16 protein-coding genes are annotated in these 26,636 nt (G+C 62.9%); 4 read left to right on the top strand and 12 right to left on the bottom strand.

What is annotated here, in order from left to right; genetic code table 11:
• Positions 1 to 37 precede the first annotated feature (37 nt).
• Complete coding sequence (putA, locus tag SPBM01_RS02960) at positions 38 to 3,643, bottom strand: trifunctional transcriptional regulator/proline dehydrogenase/L-glutamate gamma-semialdehyde dehydrogenase (protein WP_188063940.1); 3,606 nt, start codon at positions 3,641 to 3,643, stop codon at positions 38 to 40.
• A 99-nt stretch (positions 3,644 to 3,742) separates the two neighbouring features.
• On the opposite strand from putA, the gene SPBM01_RS02955 reads away from it, so the two are divergent.
• Entirely contained in the window at positions 3,743 to 4,222 is a 480-nt protein-coding gene (locus SPBM01_RS02955; RefSeq protein WP_188063939.1) for an Lrp/AsnC family transcriptional regulator, read from the top strand.
• Position 4,223: 1 nt separating this feature from the next.
• On the opposite strand, the gene SPBM01_RS02950 is transcribed toward SPBM01_RS02955, so the two are convergent.
• From SPBM01_RS02950 to SPBM01_RS02910, 9 genes are all read right to left on the bottom strand, one after another.
• Positions 4,224 to 5,459, bottom strand: a complete 1,236-nt coding sequence (locus SPBM01_RS02950; RefSeq protein ID WP_188065526.1) for an SGNH/GDSL hydrolase family protein — start codon at positions 5,457 to 5,459, stop codon at positions 4,224 to 4,226.
• A gap of 93 nt (positions 5,460 to 5,552) precedes the next feature.
• Positions 5,553 to 8,450 carry a TonB-dependent receptor gene (locus SPBM01_RS02945; protein WP_410483021.1) on the bottom strand — a complete coding sequence of 966 codons (2,898 nt, stop codon included), beginning with the start codon at positions 8,448 to 8,450 and terminating at the stop codon, positions 5,553 to 5,555.
• Between the two features lie 116 nt (positions 8,451 to 8,566).
• Positions 8,567 to 10,210, bottom strand: coding sequence for a DUF5597 domain-containing protein (locus SPBM01_RS02940; protein WP_188063938.1), 1,644 nt, complete (start codon positions 10,208 to 10,210; stop codon positions 8,567 to 8,569).
• A gap of 3 nt (positions 10,211 to 10,213) precedes the next feature.
• Positions 10,214 to 11,683, bottom strand: a complete 1,470-nt coding sequence (locus SPBM01_RS02935; RefSeq protein WP_188063937.1) for a mannitol dehydrogenase family protein — start codon at positions 11,681 to 11,683, stop codon at positions 10,214 to 10,216.
• The gene (uxaC, locus tag SPBM01_RS02930) at positions 11,680 to 13,095 is read right to left on the bottom strand and encodes a glucuronate isomerase (protein ID WP_188063936.1); all 1,416 of its coding nucleotides are present in this window, start codon (positions 13,093 to 13,095) and stop codon (positions 11,680 to 11,682) included. The genes SPBM01_RS02935 and uxaC overlap by 4 nt, the downstream gene beginning before the upstream one ends.
• Positions 13,092 to 14,375 carry an MFS transporter gene (locus SPBM01_RS02925; protein ID WP_188063935.1) on the bottom strand — a complete coding sequence of 428 codons (1,284 nt, stop codon included), beginning with the start codon at positions 14,373 to 14,375 and terminating at the stop codon, positions 13,092 to 13,094. Before SPBM01_RS02925 ends, uxaC begins: the two co-directional genes overlap by 4 nt.
• Before the next feature lie 134 nt (positions 14,376 to 14,509).
• Positions 14,510 to 15,721: a D-mannonate dehydratase ManD gene (gene manD, locus SPBM01_RS02920; RefSeq protein WP_188063934.1), complete on the bottom strand. Its 1,212-nt coding sequence runs from the start codon at positions 15,719 to 15,721 to the stop codon at positions 14,510 to 14,512.
• Between the two features lie 78 nt (positions 15,722 to 15,799).
• Positions 15,800 to 18,169, bottom strand: a complete 2,370-nt coding sequence (locus SPBM01_RS02915; RefSeq protein ID WP_188063933.1) for a glycoside hydrolase family 3 N-terminal domain-containing protein — start codon at positions 18,167 to 18,169, stop codon at positions 15,800 to 15,802.
• Positions 18,166 to 20,556, bottom strand: a complete 2,391-nt coding sequence (locus SPBM01_RS02910) for a glycoside hydrolase family 3 N-terminal domain-containing protein (protein WP_410483042.1) — start codon at positions 20,554 to 20,556, stop codon at positions 18,166 to 18,168. The genes SPBM01_RS02915 and SPBM01_RS02910 overlap by 4 nt, the downstream gene beginning before the upstream one ends.
• Positions 20,557 to 20,684: 128 nt before the next feature.
• Between SPBM01_RS02910 and SPBM01_RS02905 the strand changes: the two genes are divergently transcribed.
• Together SPBM01_RS02905 and SPBM01_RS02900 are read left to right on the top strand one after the other, a co-directional pair.
• Positions 20,685 to 22,829, top strand: a complete 2,145-nt coding sequence (locus tag SPBM01_RS02905) for an alpha-glucuronidase family glycosyl hydrolase (protein ID WP_188065524.1) — start codon at positions 20,685 to 20,687, stop codon at positions 22,827 to 22,829.
• A gap of 76 nt (positions 22,830 to 22,905) precedes the next feature.
• A complete protein-coding gene (locus SPBM01_RS02900) occupies positions 22,906 to 23,976 on the top strand; it encodes a LacI family DNA-binding transcriptional regulator (RefSeq protein WP_188063931.1) in 1,071 nt (356 codons plus the stop codon).
• Between the two features lie 78 nt (positions 23,977 to 24,054).
• Here the strand turns inward: SPBM01_RS02900 and purB are convergent, their stop codons facing one another.
• Complete coding sequence (gene purB, locus SPBM01_RS02895) at positions 24,055 to 25,371, bottom strand: adenylosuccinate lyase (RefSeq protein WP_188063930.1); 1,317 nt, start codon at positions 25,369 to 25,371, stop codon at positions 24,055 to 24,057.
• Positions 25,372 to 25,647: 276 nt separating this feature from the next.
• Between purB and SPBM01_RS02890 the strand changes: the two genes are divergently transcribed.
• The gene (locus SPBM01_RS02890; RefSeq protein ID WP_188063929.1) at positions 25,648 to 26,079 is read left to right on the top strand and encodes an EF-hand domain-containing protein; all 432 of its coding nucleotides are present in this window, start codon (positions 25,648 to 25,650) and stop codon (positions 26,077 to 26,079) included.
• Positions 26,080 to 26,241: 162 nt separating this feature from the next.
• Here SPBM01_RS02890 and SPBM01_RS02885 read toward each other — a convergent pair whose 3' ends face one another.
• A complete protein-coding gene (locus SPBM01_RS02885; protein WP_188063928.1) occupies positions 26,242 to 26,433 on the bottom strand; it encodes a hypothetical protein in 192 nt (63 codons plus the stop codon).
• Between the last annotated feature and the right edge of the window lie 203 nt (positions 26,434 to 26,636).

The following is a 26,636-nucleotide window of genomic DNA, read 5'->3' as shown; positions in this document are numbered from 1 at the left end:
AGGGCGGCGATCACTGGGGTCGCTGCCCTTTTTCGTGTCAGCCAATCATCATCAGGCTGGCATTACCGCCCGCTGCCGTCGTGTTGATGGAAGTGGAGACTTCCTCCAGCAGCCAGCTGAGGCAATAGCCGCCGCCTGGCAGTTCGGCATGAACCGAAACGATACGCCCCGGCATGGCCGCAACCGTCTGAACGATGGTCGAAACCCGGTCAGCGTCCCCCTCCACCAGAGCGGCGGCGATCGGCGCTTGCGTATCGCTGATGAAATGCGCCGCGAGGCTATCAGGCAAGTCAGCAGGTAGCGCCATCCCCTGCACCTGACCGCGATTGCCGGTCGCCAGAACCGCTGCCATTTGCCCGAACAACCCCACACGGGTCGCGGGATATAGCGCGATCATGCCACGCGGGTGAAGGGCGTAGATGTTCGCTTCCCCGACCGGGCCGGGCAATGTCAGTTCGATGCCCAGCGCAGACGCATCACCGACACGGCGCGCCTGAAACGCAGCGTCCGCTTCCCCCTGCCCGTCGAGCCAGTCGGCAAAGGCATGGAGCGGCGATTGCAGCGAACCGACACGCGCAGCCAGAACCGCAGGCGGCGTGGTCACCAGCCGCCCCAGATAGAGTGGCCCGCCCGCCTTGGGTCCGGTGCCGGACAGGCCACAGCCACCAAAGGGCTGAACCCCCACGATGGCGCCGATGACGTTGCGGTTCACATAGATATTGCCGACCTTCACCCGCGACGTGACGCGCGCGACTGTCTCGTCCAGCCGGGTGTGCAGGCCGAATGTCAGGCCATAGCCCGTCGCGTTGATCGCATCGACCAGCGCGTCGAGCCGATCGCGACGAAAGCGCAGGACATAGAGGACCGGGCCGAACACCTCGCGTCCGATGTCGGCAATGCTGTCGATTTCGATGATCGTCGGCGCGACGAACGTGCCATGGGCAGCTTGCGGCGGCAGCGGCAGTTGCTCGACCCTGCATCCGCGTGCGCGCATCGCATCGACATGGGCGCTGATGCCATCGCGCGCCTCAGCCGTGATGACAGGGCCGATGTCGATGTTCAGCGCATCGGTGCGACCGATCCGCAATTCGGCCAGCGCACCCTTCAACATGGTGAGCGTGCGATCGGCAATATCCTCTTGCAGGCACAGGACACGCAACGCCGAACAGCGCTGACCCGCACTGTCGAAGGCAGAGGCAATGACGTCGGCAACCACCTGTTCGGCCAGCGCGCTGCTGTCCACGATCATCGCGTTCTGGCCGCCTGTTTCGGCGATCAAAGGGATGGGTTTTCCCGCTGGCGACGGGCGAGTCGCCAATTGACGCTGGATCAGACGCGCAACTTGCGTCGAGCCGGTGAACATCACCGCAGCGGTCTGCGGCGCGGCGACGAGAGCCGCACCGATCGCGCCATCGCCGGGCAGGAGTTGGAGAGCGTCGGTCGGAACGCCCGCTTCGTGGAGCAGGCGAACGGCCTCAGCCGCGATCAGCGGTGTTTCTTCGGCTGGCTTGGCCAGCACCGCATTGCCCGCCACCAGCGCGGCGGCAATTTGCCCGGTGAAGATCGCCAGCGGGAAGTTCCACGGGCTGATGCAGGTGACGACGCCCAGCGGAGCCTGCGCCGGGCCGAAGCTGGCGCGGGCCTGTTGCGCATAATAGCGCAAAAAGTCGATCGCCTCACGCACTTCGCCGATCGCGTTGGGGACGGACTTGCCTGCTTCGCGCACGATCAGGCCGATCAGCACGGGCATATGCGCCTGCATGGCGTCGGCGGCGCGATCCAATGTGGCCGCGCGGGCGGCCACAGGAATGTCGCCCCAGCGCGAAGCTGCGGCGCGGATGGCAGCAGCGCGGGCTTGGTCCGGCGACGCTTCCGTGACGATGCCGACAATGTCGCGATGATCGGCGGGGTTATGCACCGGGCGACGCGCGCCCTCCCCCCCTTCGGCTGCGGCGGTCCAGTCGATCGTCGCGCTGTGGCGTAGCGCCTCGCTCAGGCTGGCCAGTGCGCTTTCGCTGCTCAGGTCGATGCCGTCGGAATTGCGGCGGTCGGGATAGAGGTCGGCGGGCAGCGCGATCTGGTCATGTCTGGCGCCGGGGTGCGGCATCTGGCGAAGCGTATCGACCGGATCGGCGATCATCGCCTCGACCGACACGGCGGGGTCGGCGATGCGGTTGACGAAACTGCTGTTCGCGCCATTTTCCAGCAGGCGGCGGACTAGATAGGCCAGCAAGGTTTCATGTGTCCCGACCGGCGCATAGATACGGCAGGGCCGGTCCAGCTTACCCGCGCCCACCACCTGTTCGTACAGCGGCTCGCCCATGCCGTGCAGGCACTGAAATTCGTAGCTGCCATGGGAGAAATCGGGACCGGCCATCTGGTAGATGGTCGCCAGCGTCTGGGCATTATGGGTGGCGAATTGCGGGAACACCGCGTCGGGCGCGGCCAGCAGCTTTCGGGCGCAGGCGATATAGGCGATGTCGGTGTGGAGCTTGCGCGTGTAGACAGGGAAGTGGACAATGCCATCCACTTGCGCCCGCTTGATTTCCGCGTCCCAATAGGCGCCCTTGACCAGCCGGACCATGATGCGGCGATCGGCGCGGCGGGCCATATCCACTATCCAGTCGATGACGAACGGACAGCGCTTGCCATAGCCCTGCACCACGAAGCCAAGGCCATTCCAGCCGCCAAGCGAGCTATGGAAGGCAAGGCTTTCGAGCAGGTCGAGCGAGAGTTCGAGCCGATCGGCTTCCTCCGCGTCGATGTTGAACCCGATGTCATAGCTTTTGGCCAGCGCGGCGAGTTGCTGCACACGCGGGAGCAATTCCGCCATGACACGGCCGGCCTGCGCGCGGGTGTAACGCGGGTGAAGGGCGGACAATTTGATCGATATGCCGGGACCAGCATAGATGCCGCGTCCGGCGGAGGCTTTGCCGATGGCGTGGATCGCTGCCTCATAATCGGCATAATAGCGCCTGGCGTCCGCGGCGGTGGTGGCCGCTTCGCCCAGCATGTCATAGCTGTAACCGAAGCCCCTGGCTTCCATCACCTTGGCGCGCTTGAGCGCTTGGCCGATAGTTTCGCCAGTGACGAACTGTTCGCCCATCATGCGCATGGCCAGGTCGACGCCGCGCCGGATCACTGGCTCCCCCGCGCGGGCAACAAGGCGGGCAAGCGCCGCGCCAAGGCCGCGATCATCGACGCTGCCGACCAGCTTGCCGGTGACGACCAGCCCCCAGGTCGCGGCATTGACGAACAGCGACTTGTCACCGCCCAGATGCGAACCCCAGTCGCCATCGGCGATCTTGTCACGGATCAGCGCGTCGCAGGTCGCCGCGTCGGGGATGCGCAGCAGCGCCTCGGCTAGGCACATCAGCGCCACCCCTTCCTGACTGGACAGGGCATATTCCTGCACCAGCCCTTCGACGCCGGTCCCCTTGTGATTGGCGCGCAGCGTCGTGACGAGGGCGCGGGCAGTCTCTGCAATCGCGGCGCGGGTGGCGGCGGGCAGCGTGGCCGCATCGATCAGCGGCGCGAGGGCATCGGCCTCCTCGCGACGGCAGGCGGCAGTGATCGCCCGGCGCAGCGGCGAAGGTGCGCGGATGGCAGGGGCGAAGGCGGCGAATGGAGGCGATAAGGTCATGCCGCGCAGTTTATCGGATTCTGACACGCACTTCCGTCTTTTGAAGCGGGCTTTCGTGGAGGATATGACTTATTAAATGGCTTATGCTAGGCAATTTCCATGGATAAGACACTCCAAACAGTCGAACTGGACGAATTCGACCGCAAAATCGTCGCTGCGCTGGTGGAGGATGGCCGCATGACCGTCACCGATCTGGCCGTGCAGGTCGGATTGTCCAAGACACCCGCACAGGTCCGACTGAAACGATTGGTCGAGGCAGGCGTGATCAAGGGGTTTCGCGCGATCGTCGATCCGGCGAAGCTGGGGCTGGACCATGTCGCTTTCGCCGAAGTCAAACTGTCCGACACGCGCGAGGCCGCTCTGGGCGAATTCAACGCGGCCGTGCGGCGGATCGCCGAAGTCGAGGAATGCCACATGATCGCCAGCAGCTTCGACTATCTGCTCAAAGTGCGGACGGCGGATATTCGCCGCTATCGCACTGTGCTGGGCGAAAAAATTTCCGCCCTGCCCCATGTCGCCAGCACATCGACCTTCGTAGCGATGGAAACGGTGCTGGACGCAGGCGGGCGGCGGAAATAGCTTAGTCGAACAGGGTCAGCGGGATCGCGTCGCCCATCGCCCTGTATCCCGCTGGCGAAGGATGCAGCGCGTCGCCGACATCATAGGCGGGAAGCAGCCGGTCGGGGTGCGCGGGGTCGCGGGTTGCGCGGTCGAAATCGATCAGGCCATCGAAATGTCCCGGCGTCCTGATCCAATCGTTCACCGCCTGCCGGTCTGCTTCATTGCGGGCATCCGGGTGATAATATGCATTGCCGACAAAGGGCAGGATAGTCGCGCCAATGACCTTGATCCCCCTGGCATGGGCGCGGGCGATGACCTGCCGATAGGCACCGATGATGCGGGCGACATGGGCCTGATGCGCCGCCGGACTAACCGGCGCGTCGCGGGTCAGCGTGCCAAGGTCGTTGATCCCTTCCAGCAGGATGATTTGCGTCACGCCCGGCTGGGCCAGCACGTCACGGTCAAGCCGCGCCAATGCGTTGGGACCAAGCCCGTCGTCCAGCAGGCGGTTGCCGCCAATCCCCTGATTGACCAGCGCGACATGGCGACGCTTCGGGTCGGCCTGTAGCCGCTCGACCAGACGGTCGGTCCAGCGGTCGTTACCGTTGGTCGTGGAGCCGCGCCCGTCGGTGATGGAATCCCCCAGCGCCACGATCAGCTTTACCGGCTGGCACCGCTCGATTTCTATCGCCGTAAGGTTGAACCAATGGTCGAAGGTTGCGGCCCCGGTCATCTGCGCATCAGCCAGATGATCGCCGGGCAGGATATAGGATGTCGCACGCGCGCCGGGGTGCGCCGTCTGCGCCGACGGTTCGCCCGCATAACGGATCGATATAGCCAGCGTGTCGAGCGCCTTGACCGGCAGCGTGACCGGATCGGACAGATAGTCCGCACCTGCCGGAACGGTCACGTCCGCCTTGCCATCGAAACGCAGCATCTGGCGTGTGGCCGGGTCGATAGCCGCAGACGCAGGGCTGATGGCGCGGGCGATGCTGACGCCCGACAGGGCAAGCGCCTTGGTCCCTTCAAGATTGGAGAGGCGCACCCGCACCCGATCCCCGCCGATCGACGCGCGTATATTCTGGCGCAGCGTGCTGTCGGCCAGCGTTCCGGCAGGCAGCGCGGCGTCGCCGGTCGGCAGGAATTGCGCGGACGCCCAGCCCGCTACCCATGTCGGGGTGCAGGTGCGCGCCTGCGCCGGACCAGCGGTAAGGGCGGCAACCGCAAGAACAGGCGCGAGGAAAGAACGCATCATCATGATCACCAAATCCTGACATATTATTTGGGCGCAACCCAAGAAAAAGGGCCGGCGTTGCCGCCGACCCTGTAAGTTTTCCCTGGGGGAGGATCAGAAGTTGGCCCGGATACCGGCCAGCACCGTGCGACCGGGATAATAGACCGAATAGGGCGCATTATCATATTCGAAGTTGGTGCGGATCGGTTCGTTGGTGATGTTGAGGACATCGACCGTCAGGCGCAGCGCCTTGTTGAAGAAGGGCAGTTGATAGCCTGCCGACATATCGAACTGGCCGCGCGCTTCCGAACGCAGATTGGCGTTGCTGATGCCGTTTTGCGGACCGTTCAGCGCAATCGCGTCGTCATTCCACACATAGTTCAGGCTGACCGACAGGCCGTCATTCTCATAGAAGCCCTGAAGATTGTAGGAATATTTAGATACGCCGGTCGCCACCAGCCCGGACGAGGAAGACTGGTCGAGATAGGTGCCGTTGGCAGAGAAGCCCAATCCTTTGAACAGGAAATCGAGCGGCTGGACCCAGGTCGCTTCCAGACCCTTGATCTTCAGGTCGGACAGGTTGATCGGCCGGTTCACCGTGATCGGCAGCGCATCGATGGCGATGCCGGTCTGAAGCGAACGGTCGCGCAGCGCATTTTGCTGGGTCGAAATGAGGCTGTCGAACGGAATGTTCAGCGACCCGAAGCTTACCTGCTGCGATTGCGTAACGGTGAAGCCCTGAATATTCTTCATGAACAGCGACACACCGATATAGCCGATGCCGCCGGTGTAGATTTCACCGCCGATATCGTAATTGTCGGACGTATAGGGTTTCAGTTCAGGATTGCCCGCACTGGCCAGCAGAGCCGACGGGTCGGAGAAAGTGATGCCGGGAAGGATCTGCCCCGCATCCGGGCGGGTCATCGTGCGCGAGGCCGACGCGCGCAGCTTTACATTGTCGGCAATGTCATAGGTCAAGTTGATCGACGGCAGGAAATTTTCATATTTCGACCGCGACGTAATGTCGATGATGGCGGTGCCGACCTGGCTGGGTCCGACGACTTCCTGCTTGGTATGGGCATAGCGCATACCGGCATTGATGCGCAGGTCGCGACCTGCCAGCGTAGTGAGGCCGTTCAGCTCGAAATAGGCGCCCATGACGGTTTCGTCCATGTCTCCAGTCGCGCCGCCAGTGACTGCACCGCGCGTTTCAGGCGCGCCGTCTCGGAAGCTGGCATAGTTGGTCGCCTGCTTGATCGCCTCGAAATCCGGGCGGATATAAGAAGTGAAACCGATGTTTCCGCTCGCCAGGTGGCCGAAATTGCTGGTGCTTGACGGCATCAGATATTGCGGAACCGCGCTGGTCGGGATGGTGCCGGTCGCGCCGGTGCAACCTGCGCCGCAGACCGACAACTGATAGGCCGGGCTGTTGTCATAGGCGCGGATGGTGCGCTGTGCGCGGTCATAGGCGGCCCCGACCTTCACATTGAACATCTCATCGCCATAGGTGACGTCGAAATGCGCGCCCTTCGTCTCGGTCGTGCGGCGGACCAGCGCGACATTTTGACGATACCATTCCCACAGACCGTTGTTGGGATTGTTCAGATCGACATTGGTGGTGATGGCGGGATAATCGCCCTGCCCTGTATTGTCGAAATAGACGTCCACGCCCGATTGCGGACGGGTCTGAAAAGCCCAGGTCGGCTGTTCGCGGAAGAAGCTGCTCTTGGACCAGTTGGCCGACAGGTTGACGGTCAGGTCTTCTGCCGGTTTCCACATGACGCTGGGGTTGACGTTCCAGAACTTCGTCGTCTGTTTGAACTGGCTGGCTTCCAGAAACAGCGAGGAATTGGCGAAGGTGCCGCTGGTGACGACGCCATTGTCATCGACGGTCAGACCGATGGGGATCATGCCGCCAGTCGATTGCGCACTGGTGCCGGGGCCGGAATTGCGCACCTGCCAGTTCATGATCAGGCGATCATAGTTGCGCTTCGACCTGGCCCACAGGCCGTCGAGCGCGAAATGCAGTTCGTCGCTGGGACGCCATTCGATCGCGGCCAGCGCGGAAATGCGCGAACGATCGCCTTCGGTCAGCGCCTGACGGCCCAGACGCGGGATCAACGCAGTGCTGAGTTGCGAACGGGTCAGGCCCGACGTGGCGACGACATCGACGGGCTGCCCCGCAACCAGCCCATGCCCTGCGTTGCGCGGGACGACCGAAGCGTAGGAGAAATTATTGCCGCCCGGATCGCCAGCGCCCAGATTACCGTCGGTCCAGCCCAGCGACTCAAAGCCATCGACGCGAGTCTTTGTCTTGACGCCGGCAACGCCCAGCAAGATGCCGAACGTGTCGGTCGTGTGGCTGGCGACGAGCGCGCCGCGCGGGCTGAACTTGTCGTTGCTGTCGGTATATTGGCCCTGCGCGACGAGAGTGACATGCGTGCCGGGCTTGTCGAAGGGACGTGCATTGCGCAGGTTGACGGTGCCGGCGATGCCGCCTTCCAGCGTGGAAGGCGTAGGGCTTTTGGCCAGATCAAGCCGGGTAAACAGTTCGGACGGGAAGAAGTCCAGATCGACTTCGCGGTTGGCGCTGCCCCCGTTCGTGCCGCCGTCGGACGCGACCTGAAGCTGCGAACCGTTGAGCAGGACGCGCGTGAAGCTGGGGCCAAGGCCACGGATCGCGACCTGGGTGCCTTCGCCGTTAATGTCGCGGTTCAGGCGCACACCCGGCATCCGGTTCAGCGTTTCGGCGAGGTTCGTGGCGGGCAGCTTGCCAATGTCTTCGGCAAAGATGGAGTCACCGAAAGCAACGGCATCCTTCTTGGCATTGGTAGCGCTCGCCAGCGAGGCACGGATGCCGGTTACGACGATGTCGGCGACATCGCCATCCTGGGGCGTCGCGACGGTCTGGGGTGCGGCGTCCTGCGCAAAGGCAGCCTGCGACAGGCCGATTGAGCCGAGGGCCGATGCTGCGAACAGCGCAGAGCGAAACATTCTGGTGTGTGAAGACATGATAATCCCCTCTCCTGAGCGCAGCCCCCGGACTTTCCGGTGGGCGTAAAGTGGTAGCGCTATCACAAATAGTAATGCAGCGACATGTCTTGTTTGTCAAGACATGTCGCTGTGGCTTATTGGTAACGGTAAAGGCGAACTTTCTGGATGCCCCACTGGCCCGGAAACAGGCGGATATGGCGGCCCTGATGGGTCTGATCGCCATTCAGCAGCCGCCCCGCCACCCAACGCCCCTGCGCATCGAAATGCCCTTCATAGGCGCTGTCGATCCCGGCGAGCGATGGCCCCGGCCCGACCGGCGCGAAAGTGACGGTAATCCCCTGCCCCGCGATCAGATATTCCTCCGGCCCGGTCTGGATGATGATGCCGCCTGCATTGCCCGTTTCGGGTGTCAGCACCGGGCGCTGAATATCAGCGTAGGAAACAGTGAAGCGGTAATTGCCGATCTTTTCCGTAACCGGCTCATAGACGATGGTTTCGTCATAAAGCGCCTTTGGCCGAAAGGCCGACATACGGCCCAGTCCCTGCGCGGCCAGAATATGCGGCTGGAGCTGATCGAGGATCGCATAAGCCTCGCCCAGTTGGCCCGGCTTTTCATCGACCGACTCGATCGAGAAGGGACCAAAGCCGATCGCGTCCAGCTTGCCGATGGCGTAAAAGGCATTGCCCGGCACCTGCGGATGATCGGCATTGTTCGCTTCGGGAATGAACAGCGGATTGTCGGGCCGTTTATAGCCGTTCACGATGTCCACGAAATTGGGGAAATAAATGTCGGGCGCGATGAAGTCGATCGCGGGTGCGCCTGCTTTCCAAACGTCGATCAGATGGGGCAGCGGCCCGCCGCTGGGATATTCGCCGGGCAGGCGACCGGGGCGGTTAAGCGCCACATTGACATACATCGGCATATCATAGGCAGCCTTGCCCGCGCGGGTCAGGCCGTCGGCAAAGCGGGCATAATGCCAGGCGGTAAAGACTTCTTCGCCCGCGTGGCCGGGGCCGAAGACGTCGGCCCATGTGCCGCTGGTCTTGGCACCCTGTTCTTCCCAAAGCTGCTTCATCTGCGGGACGAGGGTGTCGTGATGCTGCGTCAGATAGGCCATGAGTTCAGGCGGAACCGACCCGCGAAACGCCGCATCTGCCAACGGGCCATAGTCGCGCACGACCGGCAACATTCCGATCTCATTTTCCACCTGCATCATGACGACAGTGTTCTGCTTATCGTCCACCGCCTTGATATGCGCCATCAACGCGGCATAGGCTTTCTGGTCGGCCTCCAGCGTGGCGGGGGCCATGGCGGACAATATTTCCACTCCCTGCCCGTTGGGCAAGGCCGCACGGGGAAAGCGGGCCTGATCGCGCTTCACCCATGCCGGGACATAGGTGGACATGCTGTTCTTCCACGCGCCGAACCACAGGATGACCAGTTTCAGATCATGGGCGCGCGCATCGCGGATCAGCGCATCGACCGAGGAGAAGTCATATTTTCCCTCGACCGGCTCGATCAGTTCCCACGCCACCGGGGCCAGCACGGTGTTGAGGTGCATGTCCTTCAACCGCTTCCAGTGCGGGGCCATATAGGTGGCGCTCGACGCGCTGCTGTTGCCCAGTTCGCCCGCGATCAGCAGCATCGGCTTGCCCTGGACATGCAGTTGCGTCGCCGTCCCTTGCCTGACCAGCTGCGGCGGCGCGGCCTGCGCCACGCCCGCTATCAGCGCAAGAGAGGAAGCGATCGTGCCGCCAAGAGTTGCCGAAAGGCGCATGGATCAATCTCCGTGGAAAGTGACGAGCGCGACGCGCGCGCCCTGTGTTTCGAGAATGGCGAGCCAGCGGGTGAGCGTGTCGCGAAACTGTGCGTTCGCGCCCAGCGCAGGCGGGACGACAGCGTCGAAGGCAAGAATGGCGGCGACCCGTTCTGCCGTGGTCGTTGCCGCGTCGAGCGCAGCAGCGATCGGAGCCGCAAGCGGATCATCCACGACATGGGCCTCGCCCAGATCATCCTGCCCCGCCTGCCAGCGCACCCAGGCCGCAACCGCCAGCGTGAGCGCGTCTATCCCCTGCCCCGCGTCGATCCGCGCGGCGATAGTGGCGAGCAGGCGCTGGGGCAGTTTCTGCGATCCGTCCATCGCGATCTGGCGCGTGCGGTGGCGCAGCGTGGGATTGTCGAACCGTGCCATCAATTGCGTGCGATAGGCCGCAACGTCCAGTTCGGGCGGCGGCGACAGGGTCGTTTCCGCCTCGTCCCACAACGCTTCGACGAAGAACCGCGCTTCGGGCAGAGCGAGGACTTCATGGACATGGTCGATCGCGGCCAGCCCGCCAAGATAGGCAATGCCACTATGTGCGCCATTGAGCAGCCGCAGCTTGGCTTCTTCCCATGGGGCGACGGCGGCGGTCAGTTGCACACCTGCGCCGAAATCAGGGCGCGGGCCGCAGAACCTGTCCTCGATCACCCACTGGATGAAGGGTTCGGTCTTGACCATCGCCTGATCCTCGACACCCAGGCGCGCCGTCAGAGTGGCGATGTCATCGGGCGTCGTGGCCGGGACGATGCGGTCGACCATGGTTTCGGGGAAAGCCCCCTCCGCCGCGATCCAGTCGGCCAGATTGACGTCATGCCGCCGCGCCAGTGCCAGCACCGCATTGCGCAGGCGAGTGCCGTTATGCGGCAGATTGTCGCAACTGATAGCAGTAAAGGGCGCTAGTCCCGTCGCCATGCGCCGCGCCAGCGCCGCGACCAGATAGCCCGGCGCAGTCTGCGGACTGTCCAGCGACACAAGGTCGGCGGCCAGTTGCGGATCATCCTCGATAAGCGCGCCGGTCGCCGGGTCCAGCTTATAGCCCTTTTCCGTGATGGTCAGCGTGACGATATGGGTGTCGGGTGCGGCCAGCGCGGCGATCAGCGCCTGCGGATCCTGGGGTGCGACGATGACGTCCTGCACCGCGCCGATGATGCGCGCCTGCTCGGCGCTGCCATCCCGCACCAGCATGGTGTAGAGGCCGTCCTGCGGCACCATCTGGTCGCGCACCGATGGCGATCGCAGCGACGCGGCGACGATGCCCCAGCGCAGGTCGCCAGCGTTCAACGCATCGTCGAACACCACCGCCTGATGCGCGCGGTGGAACGCACCGATGCCCAGATGGACGACCCCGGCCTTGACCTGCGCCCGGTCGTAACCGGGGCGCACGACATCGGCGGGCAGATCGGCAAGCGACTGTGTAGACAGACGGCTCACAGCTTGTAAGCCTGCTTGACGAGGTCATAGGCGAGCGCGCGGGCCACTTCGAACGCTTCATCCTCCTCCATCCGATGTTCCACGACCAGTTGGGCGAGCCAGCCGCAGTCCATCCGCCGGGCGACGTCGTGGCGCGCGGGGATCGACAGGAAAGCGCGGGTGTCGTCGTTGAAGCCAACCGTGTTGTAAAAGCCGCCGGTTTCGGTGGCGCGCTCGCGGAAACGGCGCATCCCTTCCGGGCTGTCATGGAACCACCAGGGCGGACCCAGCTTGAGCGCGGGATAATGGCCCGCCAGTGGTGCCAGTTCGCGCGAATAGACATCCTCGTCCAGCGTGAAAAGGATCAGCGTCAGGCGCGGGTCGGTGCCATAAAGGTCGAGCAAGGGCTTGAGCGCTTTCACAAATTCCCCGGTGGTGGGAATGTCGGCCCCCTTGTCCTTACCGAAACGCGCCAGCACGGCGGCATTATGGTTGCGGTGGACGCCCGGATGCAGCTGCATCACCATGCCATCGGCAATCGACATGCGCGCCATTTCGACGAGCATATGACCGCGAAACAGTTCGGCCTCCTGCGCGCTGACCGGGCCGCTGGTGACCTTGGCATAAAGCGCCTCGATCTCACCGCGCGGCAGGTTGGCGGTGAAGGCGGACGGGTGGCCATGGTCGGTCGAGGTTGCGCCTGCTTCGCGAAAGTCGGCGCGGCGCTTTTCATGGGCGCGCAGATATCCGGCAAAGCTGCCTGCATCCTCGCCCGCCATGGCGCAGAAACGCTGCACATTGTCGATGAAACGGGGATCGTCCGGGTCCAGCACCGGGTCGGGGCGGTAGGCGGTGACGACCTTGCCATTCCAGCCGCTGCCACGGATTGCGCGGTGATGGTCGAGCGGGTCGAGCGGGCCTTCGGTGGTGGCGATGACTTCGATATTATAACGCTCGAACAAAGCGCGCGGGCGGAATGCCGGGGTTTTCAGCGCCGCGTCGATGATGTCGTAATAATGGTCGGCCGTCTCCGCCTCCAGCCGCACGTCGATGCCGAACGCTTCGGCAAAGACCCAGTCGAGCCACATGCGCGACGGCGTGCCACGAAACAGATGATAGTTGGCGGCGAAAATATGCCAGATGGCGCGCGGGTTGCTGGCGGTCGGGCTGCCATCCACGGTTGGCACGCCCAGTTCCTCCAGACGGATGCCCTGGCTGAACAACATGCGGAACACATAATGGTCCGGCACGATCAGCAGTTCGGCGGGATTGGCAAAGGCTTCGTCATAGGCGAACCAGCGCGGGTCGGTATGGCCGTGGGGCGATACGATCGGCAGATCCTTGACGCTGGCATATAATGCGCGGGCAATGTCGCGGGTGCGCGGTTCGGACGGGAAAAGGCGGTCGGGGTGCAGGCGAAGGGGCTTGGTCATGACGAGACTCCACTGATACCGGTGTCAACGACCTGATAGCGCGGTATGATGAGGTGAATAGTGCAAAGTGCGACTAGATAGGCGCAGGATGCGACGGCAAAGATCGGGCCGTAGCTGCCGACGGTTTCCAATATGGTCCCGGCAAACTTTGCCATCATCATGCCGCCGATCGCGCCCGCCAGCCCGCCAAGCCCCACGACCGACCCCGCCATCCAGCGCGGAAACACATCGCCCGGCAACGCATAGAGATTGGCGGAAAAGCCCTGATGCCCGGCGCAGGCGAGGCCGATAAGGCCGACCGCGACCCACATGTTGGGCGCGTGGGCAGCAAAGGCGATCGGCACGGCGCACAACGCCGCGAGCAGCATCGCCGTCTTGCGCGCGCGATTGACGCTCCAGCCCCGGCCCATGAAGCGCGAGGAGGCCCAGCCTCCCGCCACCGACCCGACATCGGCCAGCAGATAGACGGCAATCAGCGGCGGACCAAAATCCAGCATCTTGACGCCATATTGCTTGTTGAAGAAATCGGGCAGCCAGAACAGAAATGTCCACCACACCGGGTCGATCAGGAAACGGCCCAGCATATAGGCCCAGGTCTGGCGCAGGCGGAACAATGTGGCCCATGTAACCGGGCGCTTTTCCTCCACAGGATCGGTTTCGATCCACGCCAGTTCCTCGCGCGTCAGGCTCTTTTTATCGCGTGGGCGGCGATAAAAGCCCAGCCACGCCGCCAGCCACACCACGGTCAGCAGCCCGGTGAGAATGAAGGCCCAGCGCCAGCCCAGCGTCACTGCAATGATCGGCACGACCAGCGGCGTCAGGATCGCGCCGACATTGGACCCGGCATTGAAGATACCAATGGCGAGCGCGCGTTCCTTCTTAGGGAACCATTCATTGGTCGCGGCAATGGCGGCGGGGAACGTCCCCGCCTCCCCGATGGCGAGCGGAATACGGGCGATCAACATCCCGGCGGTCGAGGTGAAGAAGATATGCGCGATATGGCCGATCGTCCACAGCGTGACCGCCAATGTATAGCCCGCCCGCGCGCCGATCCGGTCGATCAGCCGACCGAAAAAGACATAGGAAATGCCATAACCCGCCTGAAACCAGATGGCCAAATCCGCATAGCCACTCTCGCTCCAGCCATAGCGGACCTGAAGATCGGGCTTGAGCGTGGGCAGGACGAGGCGATCCACATAGGACAGCACGACCGCGCCGAACAGCAGCGCGCAGACGATCCAGCGGATTTTGCCGGAGGGTTTGGGGATGTCTTCACGCATGACCTGTCCTATTTTTATCCGTCATTCCCGCGAAGGCGGGGATCCATCTCCCAAGCCATCCCCGGACGCGAAGTCCGAAGATGGATTCCCGCCTTCGCGGGAATGACGATGACAGGATGAGGCGGCTCACAAGATCACCAATTGAACATGGTGCCATCCTCCAGCCGGTTCACCGGCAGGAAGGCGCGATTATATTCATATTTTGCGGCCAGTTCCTCGTCGATGTCCACGCCCAGTCCCGGCGCATCGCTAGGATGCATCGCCCCGTCCGCGAACGTATAGGCATGGGGGAATACTGCATCGGTTTCGGGCGTGTGGCGCATATATTCCTGCACCCCGAAATTGGGGACCGACAGGTCGAAATGCAGCGCGGCGGCCATGCAGACCGGCGACAGGTCTGTCGCGCCGTGGCAGCCGGTGCGAACCTGATAGAGGTCGGCCAGATTGGCGATCTTGCGCAAATGGCTGATGCCACCGGCATGGACCACAGTGGCGCGGATATAGTCGATCAGCTGATTTTCGATCAGTTCGCGGCAATCATGGATCGAATTGAAAATCTCGCCCACCGCCAGCGGCGTGGTGGTGTGCTGGCGGATCAGTCTGAACGCTTCCTGATTTTCCGCCGGCGTCGCATCCTCCAGCCAGAAGGGGCGATATTCCTCCAGATCCTTGCCCAGGCGACCGGCCTCAATCGGGGTTAGGCGGTGATGGATATCGTGCAACAAATGCACGTCCCAGCCCAACGCTTCACGCGCCGCTTTGAACAGTTCGGGGACGACCCGCATATATTTGCTGGTGTTCCAGACATTTTCGGTCGGCAGGTCGGCATCGGCGGGTTCGTAGAAATATTTGTCCTTCGACACGCCATAGGTCGACGCCATGCCCGGCACACCGCACTGGATGCGGATCGCCTTATAACCCTGCCGCTGATAATCGAGCGCGACCTTGATCGTATCTTCGATGGTGGTGCCATTGGCATGGCCATAGACCATCACGCTCTCACGGCTCGCGCCGCCCAGCAATTGGTAGACCGGCAGGCCAGCAACCTTGCCCTTGATGTCCCACAGCGCAGTATCGACCGCTGCGATCGCCGACATGGTGACCGGGCCGCGCCGCCAATAGGCACCCTTATACAGATACTGCCATATATCCTCGATCCGGTGGGCGTCGCGCCCGATCAGGCAGGGAACGACATGGTCCTGCAAATAGCTGGCTACTGACAGTTCCCGGCCATTGAGCGTCGCGTCGCCCAGACCATAGACGCCTTCGTCGGTTTCGATTTTCAGCGTCACGAAATTACGGCCGGGCGATGTGACGATCACCTTGGCGCCTGTGATGATGGGCATAGGATCTCCGTGAATTGGTAAAACCAATATTTCCGTAATCAGGCTTAACGTCAATAGTGGCCTGACCAATTATCGCGATCAGATGATTTCCAGCCTGACCGATTGCAAATTTTCGCTGTCCGGGCCGACCATGATGTCGAACAGGCCCGGTTCGACCACTTCGTCCATGTCGATGTTCCAGAGCGCAAATGCGTCCGGTCCCAGCGTCAGGCGCACGGTCCTGCTCTCGCCGGGGGACAGGGTGATGCGCTCGAAGCCCTTGAGTTCCTTGATGGGTCGGGTGACGCTGGCGGTCTGGTCATGGACGTAAAGCTGGACGACTTCGTCCCCCGCCCTGTCGCCTGTATTGCGCACATCGACTTCCACCATGACCGTTCCGCCGGTGCCGATGCGCGACGCGGAAAGCCGTGGCTTCCCGAAAGAAAACGTCGTGTAGCTAAGGCCGAAACCGAAGGGGAACAGCGGTGAAATATCCTCGAACACATAGCCCCGCCGGGACGATGGCTTGCGGTTGTAGAAGATCGGGATCTGTCCCGCATCGCGCGCAACAGTGACAGGCAGCTTCGCGCCGGGATTGATGTCCCCAAACAGCGCATCGGCCATGGCCGTGCCACCCTCCTGCCCCGGATACCAGCATTCCAAAAGCGCGTTGCAGCCATCGACCACAGCCGGATAGCTGGGTGGACGCCCATTGATGGCCAGGACCACGACAGGCTTGCCTGTTGCCTGCATCGCGGCGAACAGGGCGTTCTGCTCGCCGATCAGGTCCAGACTGGTGCGGTCGCCCAGATGGTTTTTCGCAAAGCCTTCGCGGCTGGTCTGTTCGGTATCGCCAATCGCCAGCAGGATGATGTCGGCAGTTTTCGCCACCTCCACCGCCTGTGCGATCAGGTCGCGATTCTTCGCCGGGTCGGCCAGCAGCACCTCGTCCACCGATCGGTCCTCGCTTTGCGTGATGAACACGCCCTGCGCATGGACCACGTCCGCCTTGCCCTTCAGTTTCGCCTTCACGCCGTCCAGCAACGAAATATCCTGACGCGGGATGCTGCTATAACCGCCCAGCCGCGCAATGGCTGCGTTGGGACCGATCACCGCAACTCGCTTGTGCGCGCCCGGCGTCAGCGGCAGCGTGCCATCATTCTTGAGCAGCGCGACGGATTTATGCGCGGCCTTCAAGGCCAGCGCACGCGCCTCTGCATTGCCGGTCAGCGCGTCATAATCCTTACGCGGCCAGGGATTTTCGAACAGGCCCGCGCGGAATTTGAGCGTCAACATGCGCGTGCAGGCGATGTCGATCGCTTCAAGCGGCACCTTTCCGCTGCGGACCTGTTCCACGAGCGTCCGATAGGTCATCCCGTCGGGCAACTCGCAATCCACCCCGGCGCGCAGGGCGGCACGGGCCGACGCCTCCGGGTCGGGCTGGACATGGTGGATAGTATCAAGTTCGTGGACCGCGCCATAATCGCTGACCACCGCGCCGTCGAAATGCCATTCGCCGCGCAATATGTCGCCCAGCAGCCACTTATTCTGATGCGACGGCACCCCGTCTATTTCATTATAGGACGGCATGACGGCCGCGATGCCGGTGCGCTTGACCACTTCGCGGAAGGGCGGGAAGAAATTCTCGCGCAATTCGCGTTCGCTGATCGGCGCAGGCGCGATATTTTCGCCGCTTTCCGGCTGGCCATGGCCGGTCATATGTTTGAGCGTCGCCATGACCTTGTCCGGGCCGATCTGGCGGCTTTCGCCTTGCAGGCCCAGCACCGCCGCGACGCCCATTTCGCCGCACAGATAAGGATCTTCGCCGAACGTCTCCTCGATCCGGCCCCAGCGGGGATCGCGGGCAATGTCCACCACCGGCGAGAGCGCCAGATGGACGCCGCGCGCCCGGACTTCGCGGGCGATGACGGACTGGACTTCCCTCATCAATTCCCGATCGAAACTGCCCGCCATGCCGATTGCCATCGGAAACATGGTGGCGTCGGTCGCCATATAGCCGTGCAGCGATTCTTCATGAAACAGGACCGGGATACCCAGTCGGGTTTCATTGAGCGCCCATTTCTGGACGGCGGTAATGAACGCCACGGTGTCCGCCGGCGTGCGCCAGCGCGCACCGACGCCACCCGCCTGATTGCTGTCCTGCGCCGCGCCACGCCGGTCCGAAGGGCGGGTGATCTGGCCGAAACTGTCGGGATAGGCTTTGCTGGCTTTGGCCGGGGAAAATATCAGATCTTCCATGATGTCCGCTTTGGTCGCCCAGAGCGCGATGATCTGGCCGACCTTTTCCTCCAGCGTCATACGGCCCAGCAGGTCGCGGACGCGCAGGTCGATGGGCGCGGACGCATCCTTGTAAAGCGGGCCGCCCTTCTTCGCGGCCATCGCTGGTGCCGCCGCGAGAAGCGAGGTGGAAGCGAGCAGGCCCAGCGCCTGGCGGCGTGCGACCGTCATGGCGTCACCGTCAGCGTCGCGGATTGCAGCGCAACCGAACTGTTGCCGGTCATCACCTCGAAATCGCCCGGCTCGACCACGCGCTCCATCTTGTCGTTCCACATCCACAGCGATTCCGGGCGGATCGTGAAGGTCACGGTGCGGACTTCGCCCGGTTTCAGCGTCACCCGCTCAAAGCCCTTCAATTCCTTGATCGGGCGCGTGACCGAACTCACCTTGTCGCGGATATAAAGCTGAACCACTTCGTCCCCTGCCCGTGCACCGCTGTTGCGGACATCGACCGAGACAGTCGTCGTCCCACCCGTGCCGATGCTGGCCGCCGAAAGGCGCGGCGGCGACAGGGCGAATGTCGTGTAGCTCAAACCAAAGCCGAACGGATAAAGCGGGTCAGTGGTATCGAACAGATAGCCGCGCCGCGCGCTGGGCTTGGCATTGTAGAACATCGGCAATTGCCCGACCGAACGCGGCACCGTGACGGGCAGCTTGCCGCCGGGGTTCACATCCCCGAACAACACATCCGCCACGGCATTGCCGCCCTGCTCGCCCAGATACCAGCCTTCGATTATGGCGTTGGCCTGTTCGGACACCTTGACCGTCGAAGCAGGCCGCCCGTTGATGAGAACGACCGTAATCGGCTTGCCCAATGCTTTCAGCGCATCGAACAGTTCCTGCTGTTCCCCGACCAGGTCCAGGCTAGGGCGATCGCCCAGATGGTTGTTGGCCCAGCCTTCGCGGCTCGACTGTTCGGTGTCGCCCAGCGTCAGGACGATGCGATCGACATTGCGCGCGGCTTCCACTGCCTGCGCGATCAGCTTGCGGTTTTCGGTTGGGTCGGATTTGGTGACGCTGTCGGCCCACCAATCGTCATCTTCGGTAATCTTCACGCCTTGGGCAAAGACGATATTGGCACGCGTGCCGACTTTGGCCTTGATCCCGTCGAGGATGGAAACGGTATGCGGCGGCTGGCCATAATAGCCGCCCAACCGCGCGACCGCCGCGCTCGGCCCGATAACGGCAATCGTGCCTTCGGGCTTCAACGGCAACATGCCGTCATTCTTGAGCAAGGTGATCGACCGCTGCGCCGCCGTCAGCGCCAGCGCACGCGCCTGCGCATTATTGGTAATCTTTTCAGACGCCGCCGCATCGGCATAGGGATTTTCAAACAGACCGGCGCGGAATTTCAGCTCCAGCATCCTGCGCGTCGCCAGATCGACCTTGGCCTGACTGACTTTGCCTTCCCGCACCAGCTTACCCAGCAGGACGTAGGAAATGCCGTCGGGCAGGTCCGCGTCCACGCCCGCGTCGAGCGCACGGATCGCCGCTTCCTCCAGCGACCCGGCGATATGGTGGATGCTCATCAACTGGTCGACCGCCGAATAGTCGGAGACGACCGCCCCCTGAAACCCCCATTCGCGGCGCAGCACGTCGTCCAGCAGCCAGCGGTTGGCGTGGGACGGCACTCCGTCGATTTCATTGTAGGACGCCATTACCGCTTCGATGCCGGTGCGAGTCACGACCTGTTCGAAGGGCGGGAAGAAATTCTCCCGCAATTCCCGTTCGGAATAGGGCGCGGGGCCGACATTGGTGCCGCTTTCGGGCTGGCCATGGCCCGTCAGATGCTTGAGCGTAGCGAACACTTTGCCGGGCGGCAGGATGCGCGCGCGCCCAGCGCCTTGCAGCCCCTCGACCGCCGCGACCCCCATTTCGCCGACAAGATAGGGATCCTCGCCGAACGTCTCCTCGATCCGTCCCCAGCGCGGGTCACGGGCGATATCGACCACGGGCGAGAGGACTAGGCTGACGCCACGCGAACGGATTTCCCGCGCGATGACCGCGTTCACCTCGCGCAGCATATCCGTGTCGAAGGAGGATGCCATGGCGATCGACTGGGGAAAGCTCGTCGCGCCGATCGCGGCATAGCCATGCAGTCCTTCCTCATGGAACAGGATCGGGATGCCTAACCGCGTTTCCGTAATCGCCCATTTTTGCAGCGCATTGACCAGCGCGACGGTCTGGCGCGGGTCGCGACCTTTTGCCACGCGCGGGCTGACGGCCCCCTTCGCGTCGGATGGGCGCGCGAAATGGCCAAGACCATTGGGAAATTTGCCGCGCAGCTTGGCCATGTCCAGTTGGAGCCGCTCATCATAGATGGCAACCTTGCCGTCCCAAACCGTCGTAATCTGGGCGATCTTTTCATCCAGTGTCATGCGGGACAGCAGGTCGTCCACGCGCGCTTCGATCGGGGCGCTGGCATCCTTGTAAATCGCCTTCGACGCGGCAGTCGATGGCGCGGACTGGACAGGGGCCAGCGGCAGGGCAATGCTCAGCGCGATCGCCGATGCAGCGCACAGGATTTTGCAGGAACGAACCACCTTACCCCTCTCCATTTTTATCACGCGGCGCGCATTTTGCTTGCCGCGCCCTAACTGATAGCGTTACCATTGCTCAGACAAGAGCGGCTTGTCAATGCCCCATAGGCGGCATTGGACAACAGGATCGCAAGGGAGAGGATATGATGTTAGCCCGCCTTTTTTGCCGGATGATTGCCATGATCGGCATAGTGGCGATGCCCCCTGCCATGGCCGAGGATGGCTATGATCTGTGGCTGCGCTATGCCCCGGCCCAACCGACGGCCGCGCAGCAGATTTCCGCCCATGCGCGCACCATTACGGCCCCCGGCAATAGCGCGACCATCCAGATCGCAACCGCCGAATTACAGCGTGGCATTGGCGGCATGACCGGCACGACGCCTGCCCTGTCGGACATGATCCAGCAAGATGCGCTATGGCTGGCGACGCCCGCCGCTTCCCCTGCCCTGCCCGTCAAGCTGGAGGGGCTGGGCCGCGAAGGCTATGCGATTCGCACTCTCATGCTTGATGGCAAAGCCGTCACGTTGATCGCGGGCAACAGCGATACCGGCGTGCTGCATGGCGTGTTTCACTGGCTGCGGCTGGCGCAATCGGGCGCGGCGTTGGACCGGCTCGACATCCGCAGCACGCCGCGCATCGGCCTGCGCCTGCTCAACCATTGGGACAATCTGGATGGCATGGTGGAACGCGGCTATGCCGGGCAATCCATCTGGGACTGGTGGCGGCTGCCCGATTATAAGGGGTCGCGCTATGCAGACTATGCCAGAGCCAATGCGTCGATCGGCATCAACGGCACCGTCCTCAACAATGTGAACGCCAAGGCGACCAGCCTGACCGCGCCCTATATCGTCAAGGCCGCCGCGCTGGCCGACATATTCCGTCCCTATGGCATCAAAGTCTATCTGTCGGTCAAATGGACCGCGCCGATGGAACTGGATGGCCTGAAAAGCGCAGACCCGCTCGACCCGGCGGTCGCCGCATGGTGGAAGGCAAAGGCCGACGAAATTTACCGGGCGATCCCTGATTTCGGCGGCTTTCTGGTCAAGGCGAACAGCGAGGGCCAGCCGGGACCGCAGGATTATAAGCGCACCCATGCCGATGGCGCGAACATGCTGGCCGCCGCGCTGAAACCCCATGGCGGCATCGTGATGTGGCGCGCCTTCGTCTACGCCCATGACAATCCCGACGATCGCGCGAAGCAGGCCTATACGGATTTCAAACCGCTGGACGGCCAGTTCGCCGACAATGTCATCGTGCAGGTCAAGAATGGCGCGATCGACTTCCAGCCGCGCGAGCCCTTCCATCCCTTGTTCGGGGCAATGCCCAAAACGCCGCTGATGATGGAGTTTCAGATCACCAAGGAATATCTGGGCCAATCGACGCACCTGACCTATCTTGGCCCGCTATTCGAAGAAACGTTGCAGAGCGACACCTTCGCGCACGGCAAGGGATCGACGGTGGCCAGGGTCATCGACGGATCGCTCGACGGCCATAGGCTGACCGGCATTGCGGGCGTCGCCAATATCGGCGCGGATCGCGACTGGAGCGGGTCGATCTTCAATCAGGCCGACTGGTATGCGTTCGGGCGCATGGCCTGGAACCCGGATCTGACGGCCGACGCAGTGGCGCGCGAGTGGGCGGCGCTGACCTTCTCCCCCGACAAGGCAGTGGTCGATCCGGTCGTCACGATGATGATGGGATCGCGCGAGGCGGCGGTGGATTATATGACCCCGCTCGGCCTGGCCCATGTCATGGGGACCGGCCATCATTATGGCCCCGCGCCATGGGTGTCCGAACTGGGACGCCCCGAATGGAACCCGGTCTATTATCATAAAGCGGACGCCAGCGGCATCGGCTTTGACCGGACGAAAAGCGGTAGCAACGCCATCGCCCAATATGCCCCGCCGATCGCGAAAAGACTGGCCAAGCCCGGCACCACGCCGGAACGCGACTTGCTGTGGTTCCACCATATTGGCTGGGATGATCGGCTGGCGTCGGGGGAGACGGTGTGGGATGGCCTCGTCCATCGCTATGACCGGGGCGTCGCCACCGTCGGCACGATGCGCGCGACATGGGACAGCCTGCGCCCGCTGATCGACCCGGAACGCTTTGCCCAGACGCAGACGTTCCTCACGATCCAGCAGCGTGAGGCCGTCTGGTGGCGGGACGCCAGCATCGCCTATTTCCAATCGATCACAAAGCGCCCCCTGCCCGCCGGGGCGGCTGCACCCGCTCACCCGCTCGACTGGTATAAGGCGCAGTCTTTTCCCTATGCGCCGGGCAATCCGTGATTTTTTACTATATCATGACAGGGTGATGCCGCTACCATTTCGGTAACGACATCACCTGCCCCGGAAAGTCCCGCCCTTGACCGACAGCCGATCTTCCCGACGCCAGCGTGGCGCGCCGACCATCAACGATGTCGCGCGCCATGCCGGGGTGTCACCGATGACGGTGTCGCGCGTCATCAACGGGGAAAAGGTGGTGCGCGCAGCCACCAAGGCAAAAGTCGACGCGGCGATCGCAGAATTGAACTACGCCCCTAGTGCCGCCGCGCGCAGCCTGGCCGGTGGCGATGAAATCCGCATCGGCCTGCTCTACAGCAACCCGTCCGATTCCTATCTCAGCAAATTTCTGGTCGGCAGCCTGGATCAGGCCAGCCGCAGCGGCGTGCATCTGGTGGTCGAAAAATGGGACGAGGAGACTTCGGTCAAATCCGTGGTCGACCATCTTCTGCGCGGGCGGATCGACGGGGTCATCCTGCCGCCGCCGCTCTGCGATCTGGAAGAAATGGTGCAGGCACTGGCCGCCGCCGATTTGCCCGCCGTTGCTGTAGCGACCGGCCGTCACCCCGGCGATCTCGCCGCCGTCAGCATCAACGACCGGCAGGCCGCCTATGAAATGACGCGCCACCTGATCGCGCTGGGCCATGACCGCATCGGCTTCATCAAGGGCAATCCCAACCAGACCACCAGCACGCGCCGGTTCGAAGGCTATGTCACTGCGCTGGTAGAGGCCGGGTTAAAGGTGCAGGACGAACTGATCGCACAGGGCTATTTCACCTATCGATCCGGGCTGGACGCCGCCGAACAGATATTGGCGCTGCTCGACCCGCCGACCGCGATCTTCGCCAGCAATGACGATATGGCGGCGGCGACGGTCGCCATCGCCCATCGCAACGGGCTGGACGTGCCGGGCGACCTGACCGTCTGCGGCTTCGACGATACGTCGCTTGCCACCACGATCTGGCCCGAACTGACCACGATTCGCCAGCCGATCAGCGACATGGCCCGCGCGGCGGTGGAGGTGCTTGTGCGCCTGCTCAAGGGCCGCCGGGGCGAGGCAGCCAAGGCCGAGCATCTGGTGCTGGACCACAAGCTGATCCGCCGCCAATCGGATTCAGCGCCCCGGATGCGACCGAAATTGGGCGGGCGCTAACCGCACCATAGATCCGCACTGAAACAGGCTGCGTGTTCCCGCCTTCGCGGGAACACGCAGCCTGCAATCGTAACGAGGTCAGGCTTCGCCAAACACCCGGCGGAAGATCGTGTCGACCTGCTTGAAATGATAATCCAGGTTGAACTTGTCCTCGATGTCCTGCGCGGGCAGCGCGGCGATCACGTCCGCATCGGCCTTGAGCAACTCCAGCAGCGACAATTGCCCGTCCGATTCCCACACCTTCATCGCGTTGCGCTGAACATAACGATAGCTGTCCTCGCGGCTCACCCCTGCCTGCGTCAGCGCCAGCAGCACGCGCTGCGAATGAACAAGCCCGCCCATCTTGTCGAGATTCTTCATCATCCGCTCAGGATAGACCAGCAGCTTGTCGATCACCCCGGTCAGGCGCGCCAGTGCGAAGTCCAGCGTGATCGTCGCATCTGGACCGAAGAAACGCTCGACCGACGAATGGCTGATGTCGCGCTCATGCCACAGCGCGACATTCTCCAGCGCCGGGACCACGGCGGCGCGCACGACGCGGGCAAGGCCGGTCAGATTCTCGGTCAGCACCGGGTTGCGCTTGTGCGGCATCGCCGACGACCCCTTTTGGCCGGGCGAGAAATATTCCTCCGCCTCCAGCACTTCGGTGCGCTGCAAATGGCGCACTTCGACGGCCAGACGCTCGATCGACGACGCAATGACGCCCAGCGTGGCAAAGAACATCGCATGGCGATCACGCGGAATGACCTGCGTCGATACCGGCTCGATGGCCAGGCCCAGCTTGTCCGCGACATGCTCCTCGACCTGCGGGTCGATATTGGCAAAGGTGCCGACTGCGCCCGAAATCGCGCAGGTCGCGACTTCCGCACGCGCCGCGATCAGGCGCGCCTTGCACCGGCTGAACTCGGCATAGGCTTCCGCCATTTTCAGGCCGAACGTCACTGGCTCGGCATGGATGCCATGGCTGCGGCCAATGGTTGGCGTCAGCTTATGCTCGAACGCACGGCGTTTGATGACCGCCAGCAGCTGGTCGATATCCTCGATCAAAATGTCCGAAGCACGCGCCATCTGCACCGCCAGGCAGGTGTCCAGCACGTCGCTCGACGTCATCCCCTGATGCATGAAGCGGGCTTCGTCGCCCACCTGTTCGGCCACCCATGTCAGGAACGCAATGACGTCATGCTTGGTGACGGCCTCGATCGCGTCGATCGCGGCAACGTCGATCACCGGGCTGGTCGCCCACCAGTCCCACAACGCCTTGGCGGCCGATGGCGGCACCACGCCCAGTTCGCCCAGCTTTTCGGTGGCGTGCGCCTCGATCTCGAACCAGATGCGGAAACGCGCTTCCGGCTCCCAAAGGGCAGTCATGGCGGGGCGGGAATAGCGGGGGACCATGGGCGAATCCTGACTTTTGACACAAAGATGATGCCGCGCCGCGTAGCAGCGTCATCCGCGCGGGGCAAATCGGCGCTTCCCCCGCGGAAAAATGAATCGGTTCGTCGCAATTGCACCGACCTAAACAGTCGAGTTGATGCAATTCCCAAGACGAACCGATGAACATGAATGGACGTTCAGGAACATTTGCCCCGGTTAGACTATTCTTTCCACACTATTCACGAAGACGAACATATTTTCGTTTTCAAACATTGGTCGCAAATCAGGAGAAATCTCATGATCCGCACGATTTTGTTCACCACCGCAATGGCCATCGCCGCCCCCGCCATGGCACAACAGGCCGCGATGCCTGATCAGGCTGCAACGCCCGCTACCCCGCAGGCAGCGACTCCGGCAACCCCCGCCGAACCGCAGGCGGCCACGCCGCAAGCCGCAACGCCTGCGAACCCCACCAACGCGGTCGCATCGATCGTGGATACCGAATTTCCGGCCTATGACGCAAATAGCGACGGCAGCCTCGACCAGTCCGAATTTTCCAAATGGATGGTCGCGCTGAAGGATCAGGAAATGAAGGCGACGGGCAAGAGCCTGCCCGCAGAGCAGGTTACCGCTTGGGCCAATGGCGCCTTTACGACGGCCGATGCCGACAAAAGCACCAGCATCAGCAAGCCTGAACTGGTCACTTATCTGAGCGGCGGGGCGGCCTGAACCACGCGATCACCCCTTGACCCTGTCACGAAGGATTGGGTCATGAAAGACAGTGTCACGTAGGACGGAATAAAAGAAACTACAACGGGTCGCACGAATGGGCGGCATGGTGCGAAGGCCATGTCGCCCTTTTTCGTGCGCTTCGCTGACTAGAGACTCAGATCAGGATCGTTTGCGGGTATAGAGCAGCGCCGCGACGATGGCGGCTGATCCGATACCCACCGCTGCCCCGGTCCACACCGATTTCCCCGCTGATTTGCGGGCGGCAGTGGCCAGATCAGTCTTGTCCTGCGTGGAGGCGGGAGCGGCGGCTTCTGCGCCGGTGACCGGCGCGCTTTTCTCATTCTTGCTCATGGTCCTGCCAGCTATGCCGCAAAGCGACCGTATGGAAAAGACGAAAGACGCAAAATCGGATCAGCCGATCGGTAGACCCCGGTTTAGCGCGCCACCAGAAGGACAGGCATCCTTCCCCCAATCCGCAACACCCCTCTTGACTTCCGGCCATGTTCCATGTTGGTAGCGCTATCAATAAACAACCATTCCATTAGGAGTTGATG

This window comes from Sphingobium sp. KCTC 72723, assembly GCF_014280435.1.
Classification (GTDB): Bacteria; Pseudomonadota; Alphaproteobacteria; order Sphingomonadales; family Sphingomonadaceae; genus Sphingobium.
Note: the sequence above shows the minus strand (reverse complement) of the source record. Positions and strands in the feature narration are given on the sequence as shown.